The 19837-nt window shown below is 48.4% G+C and carries 18 protein-coding genes and 1 other RNA gene; 11 read left to right on the forward strand and 8 right to left on the reverse strand.

What is annotated here, in order from left to right; genetic code table 11:
- The first annotated feature begins 59 nt into the window (after positions 1 to 59).
- From GWG06_RS12160 to GWG06_RS12170, 3 genes are read left to right on the forward strand one after another with little or no spacing between them, the layout of a single operon-like run.
- Positions 60 to 800, forward strand: coding sequence for a TrmH family RNA methyltransferase (locus GWG06_RS12160; protein ID WP_420826297.1), 741 nt, complete (start codon positions 60 to 62; stop codon positions 798 to 800).
- Positions 800 to 1834 carry a hypothetical protein gene (locus GWG06_RS12165; RefSeq protein ID WP_160713519.1) on the forward strand — a complete coding sequence of 345 codons (1035 nt, stop codon included), beginning with the start codon at positions 800 to 802 and terminating at the stop codon, positions 1832 to 1834. The genes GWG06_RS12160 and GWG06_RS12165 overlap by 1 nt, the downstream gene beginning before the upstream one ends.
- A gap of 7 nt (positions 1835 to 1841) precedes the next feature.
- Positions 1842 to 4115, forward strand: coding sequence for a hypothetical protein (locus GWG06_RS12170; protein ID WP_160713521.1), 2274 nt, complete (start codon positions 1842 to 1844; stop codon positions 4113 to 4115).
- Here GWG06_RS12170 and GWG06_RS12175 read toward each other — a convergent pair whose 3' ends face one another.
- The gene (locus GWG06_RS12175) at positions 4116 to 5351 is read right to left on the reverse strand and encodes an ABC transporter permease (RefSeq protein ID WP_127040348.1); all 1236 of its coding nucleotides are present in this window, start codon (positions 5349 to 5351) and stop codon (positions 4116 to 4118) included.
- 102 nt (positions 5352 to 5453) lie between these two features.
- Here GWG06_RS12175 and GWG06_RS12180 point away from each other — a divergent pair, with 102 nt between their 5' ends.
- Positions 5454 to 6743 carry a type IX secretion system plug protein gene (locus tag GWG06_RS12180; RefSeq protein WP_160713523.1) on the forward strand — a complete coding sequence of 430 codons (1290 nt, stop codon included), beginning with the start codon at positions 5454 to 5456 and terminating at the stop codon, positions 6741 to 6743.
- A 145-nt stretch (positions 6744 to 6888) separates the two neighbouring features.
- Here GWG06_RS12180 and GWG06_RS12185 read toward each other — a convergent pair whose 3' ends face one another.
- The 5 genes from GWG06_RS12185 to ffs all read right to left on the reverse strand — a co-directional run bounded on the left by GWG06_RS12185 (position 6889) and on the right by ffs (position 11737).
- Positions 6889 to 8202 (reverse strand): NAD(P)/FAD-dependent oxidoreductase, encoded by a 1314-nt coding sequence (locus GWG06_RS12185; protein WP_160713525.1) that lies wholly within the window; start codon positions 8200 to 8202, stop codon positions 6889 to 6891.
- A gap of 293 nt (positions 8203 to 8495) precedes the next feature.
- Positions 8496 to 9200 carry an MIP/aquaporin family protein gene (locus GWG06_RS12190; RefSeq protein ID WP_160713527.1) on the reverse strand — a complete coding sequence of 235 codons (705 nt, stop codon included), beginning with the start codon at positions 9198 to 9200 and terminating at the stop codon, positions 8496 to 8498.
- 60 nt (positions 9201 to 9260) lie between these two features.
- Positions 9261 to 10769: a glycerol kinase GlpK gene (glpK, locus tag GWG06_RS12195; protein ID WP_160713529.1), complete on the reverse strand. Its 1509-nt coding sequence runs from the start codon at positions 10767 to 10769 to the stop codon at positions 9261 to 9263.
- A gap of 94 nt (positions 10770 to 10863) precedes the next feature.
- Positions 10864 to 11514 (reverse strand): fructose-6-phosphate aldolase, encoded by a 651-nt coding sequence (gene fsa, locus GWG06_RS12200; RefSeq protein ID WP_127040333.1) that lies wholly within the window; start codon positions 11512 to 11514, stop codon positions 10864 to 10866.
- Positions 11515 to 11637: 123 nt separating this feature from the next.
- Positions 11638 to 11737, reverse strand: an RNA gene (ffs, locus tag GWG06_RS12205) — signal recognition particle sRNA small type.
- A gap of 233 nt (positions 11738 to 11970) precedes the next feature.
- Between ffs and GWG06_RS12210 the strand changes: the two genes are divergently transcribed.
- Together GWG06_RS12210 and GWG06_RS12215 are read left to right on the forward strand one after the other, a co-directional pair.
- Positions 11971 to 12399 carry a DUF5684 domain-containing protein gene (locus GWG06_RS12210; RefSeq protein ID WP_202183005.1) on the forward strand — a complete coding sequence of 143 codons (429 nt, stop codon included), beginning with the start codon at positions 11971 to 11973 and terminating at the stop codon, positions 12397 to 12399.
- 29 nt (positions 12400 to 12428) lie between these two features.
- On the forward strand, positions 12429 to 12878 hold the full coding sequence (locus GWG06_RS12215; protein ID WP_127040330.1) for an RDD family protein: 450 nt from the start codon (positions 12429 to 12431) through the stop codon (positions 12876 to 12878).
- Between the two features lie 120 nt (positions 12879 to 12998).
- Here GWG06_RS12215 and GWG06_RS12220 read toward each other — a convergent pair whose 3' ends face one another.
- Entirely contained in the window at positions 12999 to 13754 is a 756-nt protein-coding gene (locus GWG06_RS12220) for an RDD family protein (protein ID WP_127040327.1), read from the reverse strand.
- Between the two features lie 105 nt (positions 13755 to 13859).
- Between GWG06_RS12220 and GWG06_RS12225 the strand changes: the two genes are divergently transcribed.
- Genes GWG06_RS12225 through GWG06_RS12245 form a run of 5 tightly spaced genes read left to right on the forward strand, consistent with a single transcriptional unit; the run spans position 13860 to position 19149 of the window.
- Entirely contained in the window at positions 13860 to 14861 is a 1002-nt protein-coding gene (locus GWG06_RS12225; protein WP_160713531.1) for a stage II sporulation protein M, read from the forward strand.
- Positions 14858 to 15583 carry a hypothetical protein gene (locus GWG06_RS12230; protein WP_160713533.1) on the forward strand — a complete coding sequence of 242 codons (726 nt, stop codon included), beginning with the start codon at positions 14858 to 14860 and terminating at the stop codon, positions 15581 to 15583. The genes GWG06_RS12225 and GWG06_RS12230 overlap by 4 nt, the downstream gene beginning before the upstream one ends.
- The gene (locus GWG06_RS12235; protein WP_160713535.1) at positions 15580 to 16806 is read left to right on the forward strand and encodes a DUF4350 domain-containing protein; all 1227 of its coding nucleotides are present in this window, start codon (positions 15580 to 15582) and stop codon (positions 16804 to 16806) included. The genes GWG06_RS12230 and GWG06_RS12235 overlap by 4 nt, the downstream gene beginning before the upstream one ends.
- Entirely contained in the window at positions 16807 to 17787 is a 981-nt protein-coding gene (locus GWG06_RS12240; protein WP_160713537.1) for an AAA family ATPase, read from the forward strand.
- Between the two features lie 9 nt (positions 17788 to 17796).
- Positions 17797 to 19149, forward strand: coding sequence for a DUF58 domain-containing protein (locus GWG06_RS12245; protein ID WP_160713539.1), 1353 nt, complete (start codon positions 17797 to 17799; stop codon positions 19147 to 19149).
- Here the strand turns inward: GWG06_RS12245 and GWG06_RS12250 are convergent.
- Positions 19146 to 19832, reverse strand: a complete 687-nt coding sequence (locus GWG06_RS12250; RefSeq protein WP_160713541.1) for a hypothetical protein — start codon at positions 19830 to 19832, stop codon at positions 19146 to 19148. The two genes, GWG06_RS12245 and GWG06_RS12250, sit on opposite strands and share 4 nt — an antisense overlap.
- Positions 19833 to 19837 lie beyond the last annotated feature (5 nt).

Genomic DNA, 19837 nt, shown 5'->3' on the forward strand with positions numbered 1-19837 from the left:
CCTGATTGGAAACCAAGCCTATTCTTGGCTGATTAAAAGAAATCGTGTAGGTTTGGCCCATGTTGTCAAAGGCGCAAATTAAATATATTCAATCATTACAGCACAAAAAAAACCGTCAAAAATCCAGCCAGTATATTGCAGAAGGGGATAAGATTGTGCAGGAGCTGCTACAGGCGGGCATGCCCGTTAAAGCGGTGTATGCAACCGGCGAGTGGCTGGGTCAACATACTGCATTATTGAGCCGGCTGCCGGCAGATGCAGTGAAAACAGTGGATGCTGTTTTGCTGAAACAACTTTCTTCGCTGACGACTCCCAACAACGCGATGGCCCTGCTGGATATGCCTGCGGCAGATAATACACTGCCACAGCGCGGTACGGTGGTTCTGGCCCTGGAAGCCATTCAGGATCCCGGTAATATGGGTACTTTAATACGTATAGCCGACTGGTTTGGGATTCCGCAGGTGATCTGTTCCCCGGACTGTGTGGATGTGTATAATCCGAAAACTATTCAGGCTACCATGGGCAGCATTGCGCGCGTACGTATAGCCGAACACGATATAAAGGAGCTGCTGCGGCAAACGGCTCTGCCGTCTTATGCGGCCACCCTGCACGGAGAAGATATTACCGCTTTCGGCAAGCTGCCGGAAGGCATTATCCTGATCGGTAATGAAGGCCGGGGGCTGACGGAGGAAACCATTGCCCTGGCAACACACCGGATTACGATTCCCCGCCTCGGCGGCGCCGAATCACTGAATGCGGCCATCGCTGCCGGAATCATTTGTGGAAGATTGCTGATATAATGATGATACCCCGCTATCGCTGGCTTATATGCCTGCTGTTTGTATTCCAGTATTGTAAACAACCTGCTCCCCGGCAGGTAACACCTGCATTCTATTACTGGAAACAGGCATGGACGGGCAATGGTGCTGAAACCAGGTACCTGCGCCAGCTTCCGGCCAAAAAATTATATATCAAAATGTTTGACGTTGTACAGGAAGAGGTGAGCAGGAAACCTGTACCCGTAGCCATATTTAAGCAGCTGGCCCCCTTGCCGGACAGTGTGGACATTATCCCGGTGATCTTTTTAATGAATAACATCTGGGAAGCGCCTGATACTGCGCTTGCAGCCAATGCTGCCCGCCTGCTGGAGCAACTGTGCGCCGGTATCCCGCCGCAACGCATCCCGGAGATACAGATAGACTGCGACTGGACCAAAACCAGCCGTGACCAGTATTTCCACTTTCTGCAGCAACTGCCGCAGCAACCGTTTTTCCGGCAACGCAAAATATCTGCCACTATCCGTATGCACCAGGTAAAGTTTACGACCAGCAGCGGCATACCACCGGTAGATAAAGGACTGCTCATGTGCTATAATATGGGCGACCTGCGGAAAGCCGGCGATCATAATTCTATCCTGGAACCGGCCACCGTACAGGCGTACATCGGGCAGCAACGGGTTGCTGAATATCCCGTACCTTTGGATATAGCTTTACCACTTTTCGATTGGAGTGTGTTGTTCGATAAAGGCCGGTACGAAGGTATCCTGCGGAATGCAGGAATGCAGGAACTCAGCGATACCTCTTTGTTTGCACACAGCGGCAAACTGTTGTACACGGTCAGGAAAGATAGCCTGCTTAACGGCTACCCCCTTAAAAAAGGCCAGGTAATACGACGGGAAACCACTACCAGCCAAGCACTGGAAGCCGTGGCCCGCCTGGTGGCCGCACAGCGGCAGGCTTATGATCCGGTTGTCATATTTTACCATTTAGATTCAGTAACCCTTCATAATTATCCTCCGGATGAACTACAAAAAATTTATCGTCTTTTTAATTAGTTGTTGTGTGGCATTATTCGGCAATGTGATCTATACATTGTCCTGTGGTCCGGAGCCGGACCCTTATGACTATTACGTTTCCTTCTTCAATCCCTATCCGAAAGGCGCAGGGTACGAACCATTCTACTATACCTCGCTCAGCGTTTTCTATGATGATCCTACCCCATCGGAAGAAACAGCCAATGTTGCCGACTGGCAGCAGTTTACCGGCAGTAAGGTAACGGCAAAGGATATACGGGAATATATTTATACCTATCCCGTTGCCGTGATGTCCGGTGTGGCATTGAACAGCAGCGTGCCTGACAGCGTACGCCGCAACACCTTTACGAAGTTCCTGCAGGATGGCGGCAATCAGGAAGCTGCAAGATATCTGCTGTTTGCCAAAACCTGTGAGCCGGCGGTAGTCAACGCTGACCCCTGGTCTGTGCCGGAGCGGGATATTACCAGGATGAAGGCGCTGCAGCAGGAAGGACTGGAATTGTACAGCAAGACAAAAAACAAGGATATCCGCGACCGTTACGCATTTCAGCTGATACGCCTGCAGCATTACATGCGTCAGTACAGGGAGGCGATAGCTTCTTTTGATGAGATGTTCGGTAAGAAAACAGGATCTTCCCTGGTGTATTATAAGTCGCTCTCGCTGAAAGCGGGCGCACTCCAGCACCTGCGCGATACGGTACAAAGTGCCTATCTTTTCTCCAGCGTATTTGAAAAGGCCCCCTCCCTGCGTATCAGCAGTATCACCAGTATGAGATGGGGTAATGCGCCTGCCAGCGCGGTATACGCCTTGTGTAAGGATAACAGCGAGAAAGCCAATTTAGCTGCTATCTATGGCTTCAATAACAGTGAACCTGATATGAAACCGCTGAAGGAAGCATACGATTATGATCCCTCTTCTCCTGCATTAAGTGTACTGCTGGGAAGAGAAATCAATAAGCTGGAAAGCAGTTTCCTCAATGAAACCATTTCGCCGATGACAGATTCCGCCGGTATGGCCGCTCTCGTAAAGCTGTCGCCGGAAATGACCACCATGGCCAATACACGGATAAAGCCCATGATCCGGTGGATGAACACGGTGATCGATAAAGGTAAGGTGCGGGATATTGACATGTGGAAGGTATCCGCTGCTTACCTCTCCTATATGTGCCGCGATTATGCTGCCGCCAGGAAAGCGCTGGACAATGCACGGGTAAAGGATCCGGAGAGCAGGGATCAGTGGGAAGTGGTTAACCTGCTTGTGAATATTAATGAGCAGAAAACCATTGACAAGGATTTTGAAGATAAGTTGCTGTCATCTTTCAGATGGCTGGACGGTAAGATGGGCAAGCTGGGAGCAGACGAATGGTATACTTCCAGCCGCACCATGTTCTACAATAAAGTTTACCGTAACCTGTTGCTTTCTATACTGGCGCCGCGTTATCACCAACAGGGCAACCTGACAAAGGAAGCGTTGGTGCGTGGCCGTTGTGACTCCCTGCATCTGTATGGGTATCAGTGGTACCTGGATCTGTCGGCCAGGGACCAGGTAAGAAACGAAATGTCTTCCGCTGAGCTGCTGAAGCTGAACGATTTCTTCCTTTCATCTTCCAAAACACCGTATGAAAACTATCTGACGGGCTTCTTCCCGAAAAATATTGATATTAACAATACCATCGGTGTAAGCTATCTGCGGGTACATGATTTTCAGAATGCCCGTGACTGGTTTAAGAAAACCCGTAGCCAGGAAATATCTTACCAGGTATTCCAGGACCAGCTGCAGGACTTCGGATATGATACGGCAGATGCCAGACATCCCAGAAGTATCAGCCAGCTGCAGTTCTGCGAGCGTATGATACAGTTGCAGGAAAAGATGAAAATCACGCCCGTTCCCGCAAAAGTATTTTACGATTATGCGACGGCGTTATTCAACATCAGCTATTACGGTAAAACCTGGGGCTTTGTGAAAGATCACAGGCCTACGTACCTGTGGTATACTGCTGCCAGCGACAGGCATCCCTTTGAGAAGCAGTACTTTGGGTGCTATGCGGCAGAGAGCTATTATCTGAAGGCTGCACAGGCCGCCACGGATAACGAGTTCAGGGCCAGATGCTTTTTTATGGCAGCCCGTTGCTCACAGAAGCACACGCCTCCGAGCGATGATGAACAAAAGTATTATTCCGCGTTGGTGCATAACCGTTATTTCCCGGTGTTGAAAAGCAACTACGGTCAGACGCAGTTCTACAGAAGCGTTTACGGCCAGTGCAGCTATCTGCGTGATTATGTGAAATCGCTGAAGAAATAGTTATTTAAACTGAATAGCCTTTACGGGTGTAATCCTCCTGATGATCAATGATGGAATCAGCAATACGGCCAGGCATATGGCAATGGTGCCCAGGTTGATCATCAGGACTTCCACCCAGTTGATGGAAATGGCTGCCACAGACATGTAATAGGACTCTTCCGGCAGTTTGAACAGGCCGGTGCTCTGTTGCAGGAATGCGATACCGAGGCCGAAGAAGTCGCCGATCAGTACCCCCATCAGAATAATATATCCGGCCTGGAGTACAAATACCTGCTGAATCTTCCAGTCGCGCATCCCCAGGGCTTTGAGAATACCCACCATATTGGTACGTTCGAGTATCAGGATGAGGATAGCGGTAATCATATTGATAACAGCCACAATTGTCATGATAACAATAATGATAAGTTCATTCTGGTTCTGCAGCTGCAGCCAGTCGAATATATTGGGGTAAATATCACGGATGGTGCGGGTGAACAGCTGATCGGGCAGGATGGTATTATCGATGATGCGGGCAGTGGTATCCATTTTATGATAATCCTGCAGGGTGACTTCATAGCCGCCTACTTCTGTCTGATCCCAGCCGCTGAGTTTGCGGATAAGATTGAGATCGCCGATGACATAGGTTTTATCGTATTCCTCTATGCCGGTTTTATAGATGCCGGCTACCAGCAGCTTACGCGCCCGGGGAGGCAATCCGCCGCCCTGGATGAAATAGATAATCACTTTATCATTGGCTTTCACCTGTAGTTCCTGCGCCATCGTAGCAGAGATCATGATTTCTGACGTATAGGCGGTATCGCTGAAGGCAATGGGCCTGCCGGTTTGTAAGAACTGCTGCAGCTGGGGCCAGTCGTAGTTTTTGTCTACCCCTTTGAAGATAATACCGTCTATTTCCTTTTCAGACTTGATAATAGCGGATTTGGTAGCATAATTGCTGACTGTTTTAACACCCGGAATCAGTTTAATACTATCGATGAGGGTAGGGCTGGAGGCAAAGGGAATTTCTTCTGTGAGCGGGCCTGCATTTGGCTGGTACTGGTTTACATGGAGATGCCCCCAGAAGCTGAAAATCTTTTGCTGGATTACCTGCTGAAAGCCGTTTACCAGCGCTGTTGCCAGTATCATTACCGCTACGCTTACCGCAGTTGCGGCCACCGCAATGTTGATAATGAACTTTGAAAAAGAGGAGGCCTTGTTAAAAGCAATCCTTCTGGCAATAAAAGAAGATAATTCCATTTACGAATTTTGTGATTCCCTGATAAAGGCAAATGTATCGGTAAATTACAAAATTCGGAAATCGGCAAATAGTTGTAAATTGAATATCATCAAATAGCCAGTATGCGTACAGCATTTCTTTTCCTGATGGTCACTGTGCAGTTCCTGTTGATTAACAGGGCTTCCGCGCAGGTGAATGTCATCACACCGGACCACATTTATTTCAACAATATCAGATCCGTCAAATTCAACCAGCTCGGAGATCCGTTGAGTATGCCCATGTATACTGTTGGCAGCGGGGAGAAGCTGGAGCTGTCTTTTGATGATATGGATAATGATGTGAAGAACTACTATTATTCATTTATTCTCTGTAATGCAGACTGGACACCGGCTCCGGTGAACCAGTTTGATTACATGCGGGGCTTCTCGGAAACGCGTATACTGAATTACCGTATGTCCAGTGTAGCGCTGCAGCGATATACGCATTACAGCGTACAGCTGCCGGGTACGAACAGTTACCCGGTGAAATCAGGCAACTACCTGCTGAAAGTGTATCTGGACAGCGATACCACGCAGCTGGCCTTTACCCGCCGCATGTTTGTAGTGGAGAATAAAGCGGGTATCAGTGGTTTTATTCAGCAGCCGGTGAGTCCCAAATTGTTCCGTACCCACCAGAAAGTCAATTTCGAGGTAAATACAGGCTCCCTGAATATCCAGAACCCTTTTGATCAGATAAAGGTGGTGGTTTTGCAGAACTACCGCTGGGACAATGCGCTGACCAACCTGCGGCCGCAATTCATCAACGGCAATATCATGAAATATAATGCGGAACTGAATTGCGTAGTCCCCGCCGGTAAAGAGTTCCGCTGGATTGATCTGCGCAGCTTCCGGCTTCAGACAGAAAGGGTACAGCGATCGGAATACCACAGCAACAGCACCGATGTGTTTGCCGTTCCTGACGTAGAAAGATCTACCAGGGTATACCAGTTCATCAAAGATATCAACGGCAAATATTACCTGGCCACAATGGATGGCTATGATCCTAACTTTGAAGGTGATTATGCCTCCGTACATTTTTCATTTGTAGCACCGGAACCTTATGCCGGCTATGATATGTATATTTTCGGAGAGATGACCGACTATGAACTGAACGATAAAAGCCGGCTTGCCTACAACGCTGCCAGCAGGGCATATGAAGGTACTTTATTCCTGAAACAGGGCTATTATAACTACATCTACGGCCTGGTAGACAAAACCGTTCCCAACGCCGGATTCAATACAGAACTGACCGAAGGCAACTACTGGGAAACTGAAAATAACTATACGATACTGCTGTACTTCCGTCCCCTCGGCGGAAGAGCAGATGAACTTGTTTCGAATATTACGCTGAATTCTATTCTAAACCGAAAATGATTTTGACTTCGAATTACGAATGCAGAAGCGAAGATGTAAACGAAGATTAATGGGGATAACTACTAAGTATCTCTTTTAATCTTCGTTTACATCTTCGCTTCTGCATTCGTAATTCGCAATTCGCAATTCGCAATTCGTAATTAAATCAAACCCCTACCGTCTGTCTGAGTTTCACAATATTCGCGGCGCCGCGCTTAATAATAATACGTGTGCCTCTTTCGTAGGTGAAGTAGCGGTAGAACCAGTTGATGAAAACGACCAGTTTATTTCTGAAGCCGAGGAGGCTCATGAGGTGAACGATCATCCAGACGATCCAGGCGAAATAGCCGCTGAGGCGCATATTGGCGAATTCGGCTACGGCTCTGTTACGTCCAATGGTGGCCATGCTGCCAAGGTCTTTGTAATGGAAGCCTTTCAGTGGTTTGTTTTCCAGTGTCAGGTGGAGGTTGTGGGCTACGTTTTTTCCCTGCTGAATGGCTACCTGCGCCACCATGGGGTAACCTTTGGGAAACCGCTGGTCGTTGGTCATCTGAGCGATGTCGCCGATGGCGAAGACGTTTTCGTAACCTTTCACCTGGTTGAATTCATTCACAAGAATACGGCCGTTAGGCAGTAAGATGTCCTGGGAGAGCCCTTTTACAGGTTCTCCTTTTACGCCGGCAGACCACAGGAGAGATTGTGTTTTGATGGTTTCTCCGGTGCTGAGGGTGATGGTATGGCCATCGTATTCTTTTACGCCGGTGTTAAGCAATACCCGTACGCCCAGTTCCTGCAGTGCTTCCTGTGTTTTCTGTGATGTTTTTTCACTGAAGGAGGCCAGCAGTTTCGGACCTGCTTCAATAAGGTAAACGTTCATGAGTGCTTGCGGGATGCTGGGATAATCTTTAGGCATAATGTATTTGCGCAGTTCCGCAAAAGCGCCTGCCAGCTCCACACCGGTGGGGCCGCCGCCAACCATGACGAAGTTGAGTTTAGGTTTTATTTCTTCCGGATCTGTGAGCAGCAGGCTTTCTTCAAACTGTTTCACCACATAATTCCTTATCTGCACTGCTTCAATCAAGGATTTCATACCGATGGCATTTTCTGCGATAGGCTTGTTACCAAAGAAGTTGGTATTGCTGCCGGTGGCGAAGATGAGGTAGTCGTATTTGATTTCGCCGATACCGGTTTCCAGGGTATTTTCTGTTGCGCGTAAGCCGGTAACTTCCGCCATGCGTATGACAATGTTCTTTTGCTTTCTGAAGATGCCGCGCAGCGGAAAGGCGATGCTGTCAGGTTCCAGTCCTGCTGTGGATACCTGGTATAGCAGGGGTTGAAAAAGGTGATAATTATTCCTGTCGAGCAATACCACCTGTACGGGGGCGTGCTTGAGCTGTTTGGCCAGGTTAATACCTCCAAATCCTCCTCCTACAATAACTACGCGTGGTTTCGTTGTCGCCGGAATGTTGGGCTGAATCATAACTCATCTATTTATATTATACAGCAATATGGTTTCTAGCGCAGATATGACAATCTGTATGAGGCGATTTATCAGCGCCTCCCGTATGCTGTGGTTCGGCAAATGCCATACCGTGCTAATAATTATCAAAGTTACGAAACTTTCAGAAAAAAATGAAAATTCATTTCATTTGAGATTTGGTTATTTGAGATTTTGTGCCTGTTCATGATTTTCTCCGGGGACGATAAGATCCAGAGGGAACTATGATCAGGCACAAAATCTCAAATAATCAAATAATCAAATCTCAAATAAATCTAAAGGAAGGTAAAGATAAGAGCGGCTGCTATGCCGCCGAGTAGCGGGCCGGCGATGGGAACCCATGCGTAGCTCCAGTCGCTGCTGCCTTTGCCGGAAATGGGGAGGAGGGCATGCATGAGGCGTGGACCCAAGTCCCTGGCAGGATTGATGGCGTAGCCGGTAGGGCCGCCGAGAGAGAGGCCGATGGCCAGTACAACAAAGGCTACAGGTAAAGCATCCAGGGAGCCTATGCCGGTAGCGGGTTTGGTGATGAAGAGAATAGCCAGGACAAATACGAAGGTGGCCAGCAGTTCAGTGAGAAAATTATACCCCGTATTGCGGATAGCGGGGATGGTGCAGAATACGCCCAGTTTGCCGGCGGCATCTGATGTGGCATCGAATTGCTTTTTGTAACAGAGCCATACGATAAGGGCGCCGAGCATAGCTCCCAGCAGCTGGGCTGCTATATATGCGGGCACCAATGCCCAGCTGAAGTCGCCTTTCACGGCCAGCGCCATCGTAACGGCCGGATTGAGGTGTGCGCCGCTGTACTGACCGGCGCAATATACCCCGATAAATACCGCCATGGCCCATCCCATCGTGATAACAATCCAGCCGCCCTGGTTACCTTTGGAGTTGTTGAGTACAACATTGGCTACTACGCCGTCTCCCAATGTGATGATAAAGGCTGTTCCGATTACTTCAGCTAAAAAAGGCGACATATAGATATAATAATTACGGATTACGAATGACGAATTGCGAATGATGAATGCAGCGGAGGATTATGCGTTTTCATCGTCGTCTTCTGTCCATGCCTGTGCTGCTCTGATAGCGCGTTTCCAGTCTTTACAGTATTTACTTTGCTGCTGCGGGTCCATGGAGGGATCGAAGGTGGCGTCAATTTTCCATTGAGCGGCGATGCTGTCGATATTATCCCAGAAGCCTACTGCGAGTCCGGCGAGATAGGCTGCGCCGAGGGCAGTGGTTTCGGTGATGACAGGGCGTACCACCCTGATCTGCAGGAGATCGGCCTGGAACTGCATGAGCAGGTTATTACGGGTAGCGCCGCCATCCACGCGGAGTTCTGTGATGGGCATACCGGCATCGCGTTCCATGGCTTTGAGTACATCCATTGTCTGGAAGGCAATACTGTCGAGCGCGGCGCGGGCTACGTGTGCGGCGCCGGAGCCACGGGTAAGGCCTACCATGGTGCCTCTGGCATGCTGATTCCAGTAGGGGGCGCCTAATCCTGCGAAGGCGGGTACAAAGTATACGCCGTCGCTGTGCGGTACGGTAGCGGCCAGTTTTTCCACATCTGCAGAATGCCTGATGATGCCGAGTCCGTCGCGCAGCCACTGTACTACTGCGCCACCTATGAATATGCTGCCTTCCAGCGCATAGGTGGTTTGGCCATTGATTTGCCAGGCAACGGTAGTGAGGAGGTTATTCTGCGATGGGATGGGCTTATCGCCGGTATTCAGTACCATGAAGCATCCGGTGCCGTAGGTGTTTTTTATCATGCCCGGTGCGGTGCACAGCTGACCAAAGAGAGCTGCCTGCTGGTCGCCGGCAATACCGGCAATGGGAATGCGGTAGGGGGTAAGGTTCGCTTCTGAGTAGCCGTATACCTCGCTGGATGATTTCACCTCCGGCAGCATGGAAGCGGGGATGTTGAAGAGGCTGAGCAGTTCTTCATCCCATTTCATATCATGAATATTGAACAGCAGGGTACGGGAGGCATTGGATACGTCGGTAATGTGCAGCTGGCTGTTGGAGAAGTTCCAGGTGAGCCAGCTGTCTACGGTGCCGAAGGCAAGTTCGCCATTCTCCGCGCGCTGGCGTGCGCCGGGGATATTATCCAGCAGCCATTTCACTTTGGTAGCGGAGAAATAGGCATCTATCCGCAGGCCTGTTTTATTTTTGATGAAGTCTTCCCTGCCTGATTTTTTCAGTTCATCGCAATAGGCAGCTGTGCGGCGGTCCTGCCAGACGATAGCGTTATGGATGGGTTTACCGGTTTTGCGGTCCCATACGATAGTGGTTTCCCGCTGGTTGGTGATGCCGATGGCGGCCACATTATCCCCGGAAATTCTGGCTTTCAGCAGGGCTTCGGCGGCAACGCTGGCCTGCGAGGTCCATATTTCCATAGCATCGTGTTCTACCCATCCGGGTTGTGGAAATATTTGTTTGAATTCTTTTTGTGCGGTGGCAATGATGCTGCCCTGGTGGTCGAAGACGATAGCGCGTGAGCTGGTAGTGCCCTGATCCAGCGAAAGAATATATTTCCCCATGCCCGTTAACGATTTAATGTATAACAATTTACAAAAAAAATCCCCGGCGCAATCAACTGCACCGGGGATACACCATCTAAAAAATATATTGTGATTACATTTTCTTCGCGTCTTCCAGGAACTTAGCCAGGCCGATATCTGTTAACGGATGTTTCAGCAGGCCGAGGATAGAATCTAACGGGCATGTACATACGTCGGCGCCTACTTCTGCACATTTCACAATGTGGAGTGCGCTACGGATGGATGCGGCGAGGATTTCAGTTTTGAAGCCCTGGAGGGCATAGATCTGGGCGATCTGGGCAATCAGCTCAACGCCATCCCAGTTGCTGTCATCGATACGACCGATAAACGGAGAAACATAGGCAGCGCCGGCTTTAGCAGCCAGGATAGCCTGACCTGCAGAAAATACCAGTGTGCAGTTGGTTCTGATACCGTTTTCAGTGAACCATTTGATAGCTTTTACGCCGTCTTTGATCATCGGCACTTTCACCACGATGTTCGGATGAATAGCCGCCAGTTTTTTACCTTCTTCAATGATAGACTGAAAGTCTGTAGAAAATACTTCCGCGCTCACGTCGCCGTCAACGATTTCGCAGATGGCTTCATAGTGCTTTAAAATAGCCTCTTCTCCCTTAATACCTTCTTTGGCCATCAGGGTAGGATTGGTAGTAACGCCGTCCAGAACGCCGAGATCATGCGCTTCCTGTATCTGCGCAAGATTAGCCGTATCGATAAAGAATTTCATACTATTAAAAATTAGTTTGTCAGGATTAATTCGTCTTTAGCGGAGTACACTTGTCATTAGCGCAAGAGGTGAGAAAATAGCAACCAGACGACTATTGACGAGCGACTAATGACCTTAAAAAAAGAAAGGCAAGTTACTTATATCGCACCGCTTCAACCACCTACCCTTGCTACATTCCTGTCCTGGGGGAGTTCAGCAGGAGCTGGTCGTATAAGACTTGCCGGTTGCAAAGGTAATGCAATCCGCTGAAAATCCAAATTTTGTGCAAAAAATATCAAAAAAATATTCATCTCTTCCCCTTTTTTACGTGCCGTAATTTCCCATTTCAGTGAACTATTATGTTGCCGCAATTGTTATGCCCAAATAGAAATCAGTTGTTCTAAACCTAATACTGGCGGACACTACAGCCCCCAGCCGACCGTCAGACCATTATTTATTCACCCTAAAAAAGTTGTTATGGATTATTCTCAGGATTATGGCGCTTTTTTTTCTGTTCCATTCATTTTATTCTCTCTGGCCGTCTGTGTATTTACCATTATCTGCCACTGGAAGGTATATCAGAAAGCCGGTTACAAGGGCTGGGAATGCATTATTCCCATTTATAACATTTACATTTTACTGAAGATTGTAGGCAAACCATGGTGGTGGCTGATCCTGTTCTGTATTCCTTTCGTTAACATCATCTTTGCCATCTGGACCACCAATCTGCTGAGCCTCAGCTTTGGCAAATCCACCGCCTTTACGCTCGGATTGATATTCCTGAGCATTATCTTTGTGGCCATCCTGGCATTTGACCGTACCGTCATTTATCGGGGACCGGCCGGAAATCCTGATGTGATTAATCCTTTGGACGATATTAATTCCATCGGGAAGAAAGCCGTGTGATATTATCCGTTTAACTTTATCCACTAACCATGCAATCATCCTCCCTCCCTGACGGGAAAGACCTGCTGCGCGACCTGAGCGACGAACAACAGTACGAAGTAGCTACCCGGGAACAACGCTTTATCAACTTTCTGATAGACTATGCCGTGTATGTTGTGGCATTGGGTATTGTTGCCTACATATTCGGCGCCACTTTTATGTCCGATTCTCTGGGAACACAACTGTTGCTTCAGCTCCTGTTCCTGGCTATGTATGTAGGTTATTACTATTTCATGGAAACTTTCATGGACGGCCGCACACTGGGCAAAATGGTGACGGGCACCCGCGCTGTTCTCAAGAACGGCAACAGAATGCCCTCCGGCAAAATACTGCTGCGCTCCCTCGCCAGAGCCGTTCCCTTCGAACCCTTCAGCGCCTTCGGCACCAGCCCCTGGCATGATGAATGGACGGGGACGGTGGTGATTAAAAGTAAATACTAACTAATTACGAATTGCGAATTACGAATTGCGAATGAGGAGCGAAGACATAAGCGGATACTAAATTCTTCATCCGCTTATGTCTTCGCTCCTCATTTGCAATTCGTAATTCGCAATTCGTAATTAATTCCCCCTGGTAGTATAGTAGTTGTAATCATTCAACACAGTTTCCAGGAAGGCCGTATGTGAGAGATCTGATTCAATATGCAGCACTTCTTTTACCCGGAAGGCTACGCGGGCGGCCAGTTCGTCGTCTTTGGCCCTGAGTGCCTTGTCCAGGAGGTCTTTTACCTTGTTCATGTCTCTGTCAGTCAGCTTCAGGATCTGAGGGAATTGAGGCTGGTAGTCTATTTCGGACATGTCGCGGAAAATTGTTTCTTCAATACTGCCGCTACGTTTGGTGCTGATAACGATGGTGCCGGCTACTACGTCGCCGAGACGCTGGCTGTAAGGTGAACGGGCAATTGATACAGCCGGAATGATTACCGGAATAAAAAATGCCATGAACAGGGCAGGAGATTCCACCATCCTGAAAATCCAGCGGATCAGGTGCTGGCTGACAGTTGGCCGGTTGCCGGTAAGGCTCACCACTTTCAGCTTCATCACCATCTTACCGGGTGTTTGTCCGCCCATCGTGATTTCTGTAAGTGGAAAATATAATAGTATCGGTAATATCAGTATCAGGATAAGAAGAACATTTCCGGTAGTCATCGAAACCGTACCGGAACCCATAAAAGAGGTAATGGTTCTGTATACCAGCAGGTAATAGGCGAAGCGGATACCGAAATCTATGAGCCAGGCGAGAAAACGTTTCATCACATCCGCCGTTTCAAACTCCAGGTCAATGTTAAAGGAAGTGGGTATTTTAATATTGCTCATACTCAAATTTACATATTTGTTTATATTTTGTTGAACGATTTAGTATGTTTGCCTGTACTCCCCAGTAGCAACCCGTAATCCGGATTAAAAGGGAATGGACGCACTATGAGAGAATCGCTGTTTATCAAGAAAAATTTAACCCGCTGGAAGAAATACCAGGAAGAGCAGACAGATGATCCTGATGAGATGGCGGAAAGATTTGTATCTATACTGGATGACCTTTCTTACGCCAAAACATTTTATAGCTTCAGTAAAGTAACCCGCTATATCAACGGTCTGGCAGCCGGTATTTATCAGCGTATCTATCAGAACCGTAAAGAAGAAATCGGCCGTTTTCAACTGTTCTTCCGGTTTGAGCTGCCCCTGCTTTTCAGACAATATCACCGGCTGTTATTATTTACGCTGAGTTTCTTTCTTCTGTTCTGCATCATCGGCGCCTTTTCCTCCGCACATGATGAAACCTTTGTGCGTGGCTTTCTCGGCGATGAATATGTGAATATGACAGAAAGAAATATAGCAGCGAAAGATCCGTTCGGCGTATACAAACAGGAAAATCCGCTGCTGATGTTTCTCAGCATTGCCGTGAATAATATCAGGGTGGCATTCATGTGCTATGTGAGCGGTATCTTCCTGGGCGCAGGTACTTTGTTCATGCTGATGCGCAACGGGGTGATGCTGGGCGTATTCCAGTACATATTTTTCTCCCACGGTCTTGGCTTCAAATCTGTGCTGGTAATATGGATTCACGGTACGCTGGAAATTTCCAGCATCGTGATTGCCGGCTGTGCAGGCATCATACTGGGTACCAGCGTACTGTTTCCCGGTACCCGCAAAAGAGTGGACGCGCTCCGTAAAGGTGCAAAGGATGGTATTAAAATCATGATAACACTGGTGCCTATCTTTATTATGGCGGCTTTCCTGGAGGGCTTTGTTACCAGATATACTGAAATGCCGCTGTGGCTGAGCCTTTTCATCCTGCTGGGATCACTGGCATTCATCATCGGATATTTTGTGATATACCCGATCATCTTACACCGTAAGGGTTTCAGTCTGGATGCATCCGGAAAAGTAAATATTCCTGTTACCCGGTCAAAGAAGGCATTATGAGTTGCAGCAAGCTGAAAAAATATTGTCAACGGTTATTCATCGCACTGATGTTGTGTCTGCCGGTGGCAGGCATAGCGCAGGATAGCACTGCAGAAGCGGAAGAACCGGATGTTGCTGCCTACGAAATGCGGCAGGTCCCAGATTCCCTGATGCAGCAGCTAAAGAAGGATTCCCGCCTGCAGTACCAGGATAAAACAGAGAAACCGAAAAAAGACAACAATAACATCTTCACCGGTCTGTTTAATTTTTTGTTTTATCTAAGCGGTGCTATACGCTACCTGGTAGTGACGCTGGTGGTAGTGGGAGTAGGAGCACTGGTATACCTGTTCATGAAAAATAACGGCCTGAGCATCTTCAAAAAACCTAAGCTGCTGGAAGGACTGGATGAAATACCGGAAGAAAGCCTGCAGAGTGCTGCCGAGTTTGAAGAGAAAATAAAAGCAGCTATCCAGGAGAAAAATATCCGGCAGGCAGTGCGCTGGTGGTATCTCTACACCTTATTTCAGCTGGCAGGCAAACAACTGATTATCCAGGCAAAAGATAAAACCAATAATGATTATCTGCGCAGTATGCGCGAGACGCCTTACTATAAAACATTTTCAACGCTGACCATGGACTATGAATACATCTGGTACGGCGGATTTGAAGTGAGTGAAGACAGTTTCCGGGAAATTAATCAGCAGTTCCGCGATTTTAATAACCATTTAGCAAAAACATCGTGAAAACCAGCACTACATATTACATAGCGGGCGGTATCGGATTGCTGCTGATAGTGTTACTGATTATCGGCGGACTGAAGCGGGACGATCAGGCGCAGTCAACAGACATGCGTTATGCTACCTTCGCTGCAAAAGATAAGAAAGCGGGCGGCGGCTATGTGGCTTACAGGACACTGCCCCGGCTTTTCGATAACCATTCCGTACAAACCGTTACCAAACCCTTTGCCAGCACCCTTTCCAGGGAAAGCCAGCTGCGGTATCCCGGCAATGCCTATATACTGGTATCCGATCAGCTCTATACCACCGAAAATGATATTACTTCCATGATGGAATGTGTTTCAGTGGGTAATGACCTGTTTATGGCCGTCAATACTATAGACCCGCGGCTGGGCAGGAAACTGGGATTCGAAGTAACGGAAGGCGATAACTTTCAGCAACGCAGCGCCAATATTGCACAACATCTGCATGACAGCACTATCCCGGTGAATAAAAGTTTCTCCTATAATGGTATGATTGCAGGCAGTTATTTCTCAAAGATAGATACTGCCTCTACTACCGTGCTGGGTACCAATTTCAAACAGAAACCCAATTTCATCCGGATAGCGCATGTAGACGGATTCATTTACCTCTCCCTCAATCCTTATACATTTACCAACTACTTTCTGTTACGGGGCAGTAATATACAGGCTATGGAAACACAGCTGTCCTATATCCCAAAGGAAGTGGTGAATGTTTACTGGGATGATTTTTATTGCCACCAGCACAGCGCACAGTCCGGCGAATTCAGCCAATGGCAGGTGCTGATGCGCTATCCTTCCCTGCGGTGGGCTTTATGGCTGGCCATAGCGCTGTTACTGCTCTACGTAATTTTTGAAGGCAAGCGCCGGCAGCGTATTATTCCTGACCGGCCTCCGCTGGCCAACACTTCGCTGGAGTTTGTGGATGCCATCGGGCAGCTGTATTACCAGCAGCATAACAACTATAACCTGGCGCACAAAATGACGCTGCATCTGCTGGAATATATCCGTACCCGTTTCTATCTGAATACCAATCACCTGAATGAAGCATTCGCAGAAGCCCTCTCAAAAAAGTCGGCCCTGCCTGAAAGCGATATCCGGCAACTGTTACAGATGATACATGATGTACAGCTGGCGGAAACTGTCAGCGATGATATGCTCAGGGAATATTATAAATGCATTCAACATTTTTACTTAAATACGAAATAAATGGACATCAATACCTTTCAGCCGCGTACTGATTTCTCTGCTTTACATGAAGGGGTGGAGGCTATCAGAACACAAATCGGAAAAGTAATTGTAGGGCAGCATCAGATGGTAGACCTGCTGATAGCTGGTTTGCTCACACAGGGGCATGTGTTGATTGAAGGGGTGCCGGGTGTTGCTAAAACATTAACCGCCAAATTGCTGGCGCAGTGCGTAGATGCCGATTTCTCCAGGATTCAGTTCACACCGGATCTGATGCCTGCCGATGTACTGGGAACATCCGTATTTAATCCGCAGACAAGGGAATTTGAATATAAAAAGGGACCTGTTTTCAGTAACCTGGTGCTGATAGATGAGATCAACCGCGCCCCGGCGAAAACACAGTCAGCCCTTTTTGAAGTAATGGAAGAAAGACAGATCACAAACGATGGCACCACCTATGCGCTGGACCGTCCGTTTATGGTGATAGCCACACAGAATCCGATTGAGCAGGAAGGTACGTACCGCTTGCCGGAAGCGCAGCTGGATCGTTTTCTTTTCAAGATAGAAGTGAAATACCCTGACCTGCAGCAGGAAGTAGCCGTGCTGCATAGTATAGACCGGCTGCATAGTACCACAGACCTGGTACAGCAGGCGCAGAAAGTGGTGACGGCCACAGAGATCATTAACTACCAGAACCTGGTACGACAGGTACGCATTGATGAAAAGCTGCTGCATTATATTGCTGCTATTGTTCATGAAACACGCATGAATGCATCGTTATACCTGGGGGCTTCTCCACGTGCATCCATTGCCGTTATGAACTGCGCCAAAGCTATTGCTGCCATGCGTAACCGCGACTTTGTCATTCCGGATGATGTGGTGGAAATGGTGCCGCATGTATTGCGTCACCGCATTATGCTCACGCCTGAAAAGGAAATGGAGGGCATCAGCACGGATGATGTAATTGCCCAGATCATTAAGATGGTGGAAGTACCACGATAAGCTATTGATATGTCTCCCACAGTAAAAAATAATTTATATCAGCTGCTGTTTTTCACCCGGCGTTTTTATATGGCGCTGGGAGGAAATATCCTGCTGTTTATCATATCCTTTTTTGTTCCGCCGCTGTATACCGTTTCCATGCTGGTGTTCCTGGCTTTACTGGTGTTGCTGCTGCTGGATATGGCATTGCTGGTGGCGCGCCCTGCCACTATCCTGGAGCTGGAAAGAAAGGTAAGTCCGCGTCTGAGCAATGGCGATGATAATGAAGTTATCCTCCGTTGCGTGAATCATTACCCGTTTCCTGTACAGGTGGCTGTTATTGACGAACTGCCGGTGCAGTTCCAGCGCCGTGATTTTCTTTTGAAGGAGAAGATAGGCGCCGGCATGGCACATACTTTCCGCTATGTGTTGCGTCCTGTGGAGAGAGGAGTGTATGCATTCGGGTATACCAATGTTTTTATCAGAACAGCGCTGGGTATGATCCGCCGCCGTTTTGTTTTCAATACGGAACAATCCGTGCAGGTATATCCCGGCTTTCAGCAGCTGCGGCACTATTCTCTCTTCTCGTATGCAAACCGGCTGCAGGAAGCCGGCGTGCATAAGCGTCGGGTAATAGGCCACAGTATGGAGTTCGATCATATCAAACCCTATGTAAAGGGAGATGATGTGCGGATGCTTAACTGGAAAGCTACTGCCCGCACCGGCAACCTGATGGTCAACAATTATGTGGAAGAAAAATCGCAGCAGGTATATTGTGTGATTGATAAGGGCCGTACAATGAAGATGCCTTTCAACGGGCTGTCTCTGCTGGATTACGCTATTAATGCCTCGCTGGTGTTCAGCAATGTGGCGCTGAATAAAGGCGATAAAGCCGGACTGGCCACCTTTACAGAACAGCAGGTGGATGTGCTGGCGGCAACCAGCAAAAAAACGCAGCTGGACAAGATCCTGGAGATGTTGTATGCGCAGGAAACGCAGTGGCAGGAGAGCGATTATGAAGCGCTGAGCGTGCAGCTGCGCAGTAATTTATCGCAGCGTTCCCTGCTGATATTGTTTACCAATTTCGAATCTATGTCCAGCCTGCAGCGGCAGTTGCCTTTCCTGCGGCGCCTGGCGCGGTATCACCTGTTGCTGGTGGTATTTTTTGAGAATACGGAGCTGAAGAAAATTACGGAAGAACCGCAGCAGGATGTGGAAGGAATTTACAGGCAGACGATAGCGCAGAAGTTCGCTTATGACAAGAAACTGATTGTAAAGGAGCTGGCGAAATATGGTATTATGTCACTGCTGAGCCCACCTGAGCAGCTGACGGTGAATGTGGTCAATAAATACCTGGAGCTGAAGGCACGGACGCTGATCTAGTGCCGGCCGGATTTTCTTCTTCCCGGCGTATTGCCCGGTAATGGCGGCAGATCCGGGTCTGGCAGTTGTTTTATGGGCATGACGGAGCGGAGGTACATCTCCGGATTGGTTTTGTACCAGGCTTCTATGGTTACTGTCTTTACAGTATCTGTTTTATCGATGAGCAGGTCCTGCCCCAGTATATTCCCTGAGGAAGCAGCGAAGCGTATGGTGGCCGTATCGAGCGGCAATATTTTCCCGCTGCTGAATTTTCCTTCTACATTGAGATAAAAGCGTATATCTTTTTTGATGCTGTCTGCATAGTGGTTAAACCGTATGCCGGTAAGCTGCGGCAGGGTGATAACGGCGTGCAGGTCGGGGGCATTGTCGCCTTTAACGGTAAAGGTTATACGATAATGATCCCGGATCAGCTGCTGGCGGTTGAAGGTGAGTATACCGTTGCTGATGGTACCGTTGGAAGAGGATACATCCAGCCGGTTCCATTTGTAGCGGCCATCGAGGAGGCCGGCGGTTTTTTGTTCGCTGCTGTCGCTGAAGATGAATTGGAGCCCGATGGGTATGCGGTCATAGATTTCCGCTGCGCCTTCAGCATCATACCAGGCGTTGAGGCGTACTACCTTCGCCTGCTGGGCAGTTGCCAGCAGGGAGGTAGTTAATAACATGAGCAGCAGCAGCATTCTCATTACAT

The sequence above is a fragment of the Chitinophaga solisilvae genome (assembly GCF_009928525.1).
Classification (GTDB): Bacteria; Bacteroidota; Bacteroidia; order Chitinophagales; family Chitinophagaceae; genus Chitinophaga; species Chitinophaga solisilvae.

Coding starts and splice junctions, on each gene's coding strand:
- GWG06_RS12160 (WP_420826297.1), top strand. CDS start 60: ATGTTGTCAAAGGCGCAAATTAAATATATTCAATCATTACAGCACAAA.
- GWG06_RS12165 (WP_160713519.1), top strand. CDS start 800: ATGATGATACCCCGCTATCGCTGGCTTATATGCCTGCTGTTTGTATTC.
- GWG06_RS12175 (WP_127040348.1), bottom strand. CDS start 5,351: ATGGAATTATCTTCTTTTATTGCCAGAAGGATTGCTTTTAACAAGGCC.
- GWG06_RS12180 (WP_160713523.1), top strand. CDS start 5,454: ATGCGTACAGCATTTCTTTTCCTGATGGTCACTGTGCAGTTCCTGTTG.
- GWG06_RS12185 (WP_160713525.1), bottom strand. CDS start 8,202: ATGATTCAGCCCAACATTCCGGCGACAACGAAACCACGCGTAGTTATT.
- GWG06_RS12190 (WP_160713527.1), bottom strand. CDS start 9,200: ATGTCGCCTTTTTTAGCTGAAGTAATCGGAACAGCCTTTATCATCACA.
- glpK (WP_160713529.1), bottom strand. CDS start 10,769: ATGGGGAAATATATTCTTTCGCTGGATCAGGGCACTACCAGCTCACGC.
- fsa (WP_127040333.1), bottom strand. CDS start 11,514: ATGAAATTCTTTATCGATACGGCTAATCTTGCGCAGATACAGGAAGCG.
- GWG06_RS12210 (WP_202183005.1), top strand. CDS start 11,971: ATGGATTATTCTCAGGATTATGGCGCTTTTTTTTCTGTTCCATTCATT.
- GWG06_RS12215 (WP_127040330.1), top strand. CDS start 12,429: ATGCAATCATCCTCCCTCCCTGACGGGAAAGACCTGCTGCGCGACCTG.
- GWG06_RS12220 (WP_127040327.1), bottom strand. CDS start 13,754: ATGAGCAATATTAAAATACCCACTTCCTTTAACATTGACCTGGAGTTT.
- GWG06_RS12225 (WP_160713531.1), top strand. CDS start 13,860: ATGAGAGAATCGCTGTTTATCAAGAAAAATTTAACCCGCTGGAAGAAA.
- GWG06_RS12230 (WP_160713533.1), top strand. CDS start 14,858: ATGAGTTGCAGCAAGCTGAAAAAATATTGTCAACGGTTATTCATCGCA.
- GWG06_RS12240 (WP_160713537.1), top strand. CDS start 16,807: ATGGACATCAATACCTTTCAGCCGCGTACTGATTTCTCTGCTTTACAT.
- GWG06_RS12245 (WP_160713539.1), top strand. CDS start 17,797: ATGTCTCCCACAGTAAAAAATAATTTATATCAGCTGCTGTTTTTCACC.
- GWG06_RS12250 (WP_160713541.1), bottom strand. CDS start 19,832: ATGAGAATGCTGCTGCTGCTCATGTTATTAACTACCTCCCTGCTGGCA.